The sequence below is a fragment of the Megasphaera massiliensis genome (assembly GCF_000455225.1).
Classification (GTDB): Bacteria; Bacillota; Negativicutes; order Veillonellales; family Megasphaeraceae; genus Megasphaera; species Megasphaera massiliensis.
The window spans coordinates 1-838 of the sequence record NZ_HF954546.1 but is presented as its reverse complement, the minus strand read 5'-3'; the positions used below and the strand labels follow the sequence as shown (position 1 = coordinate 838).

1 protein-coding gene is annotated in these 838 nt (G+C 47.5%); it reads left to right on the top strand.

The window, feature by feature from the left end:
• Nucleotides 1-815 (top strand): aminoglycoside phosphotransferase family protein (locus TX77_RS10560; RefSeq protein ID WP_044505073.1); only part of this gene is annotated, 815 nt, incomplete at its 5' end.
• Nucleotides 816-838 lie beyond the last annotated feature (23 nt).

Sequence of the window (838 nt, the reverse complement as noted above, 5' to 3'; positions counted from 1 at the left end):
AAACACAGCGGAAGTGGGAAAGGCATGGCGATCCGAATTGCTGGCGACGGGAACATGATCTATATGACGCAAATGTAATCATTCCCAATCAAATCAAGCTGCCGTGCTGTTTGCTGCTCGAAGAGGAGGCAGACTTGACCCGCATCTGGATGGAATATGTAGAAGGTGTAACAGGCAAGCATCTGGATGCTGAAGATCTGGTACTCACTGCAGAAAGGCTTGGCAGCTTCCAAGCAGATTACCACCTAAGAGGACGGAGGGATCTAAGTTTGCTAAGAGGTTACCCGGCTGTAGGTTCCAGCTTTGACCTTTGGTGGAACAACGTGAAAGAGCCGCTTCGCGACACTATTGAAGGCTTCCCTGATGAATTACGGCAAATTCTTAATGGCTATGCGGAGCAAGCTAATGAGCTGCTTAACTTATTAGAAGCTCTTCCAGTAACTCTGTGTCAGGGAGACGTACACCAAGGTAATATAATTTTACGCAAAGATAGCGGGACCACTTCGGTATATCTCATTGACTGGGACTGCGCTGGATATGGCCGGATGGGAGAGGATGCCATAGACCTCCTTATAGAAGCTTTCGTCTATTCGGACTGGGATGTTTCCATGCTGCCTGGCTTACGACGGGGCATCATGGACAGCTACTGTCAAGGCGCAAAGCTTCAAGGTGTAGATTTTGACTTGGGGGATAAGCTTGTGCGGGATGTTTTTGTCCTTGCATGGGGCTTCCGTATTGTCAGTATCTACTTGTATGGACAGAATGAATGTCCAAAGGAGCGTTATGTACAAATTCTTTATGCCATGCTCACTTAATTTAGAGCAGGACACCGTTTGAA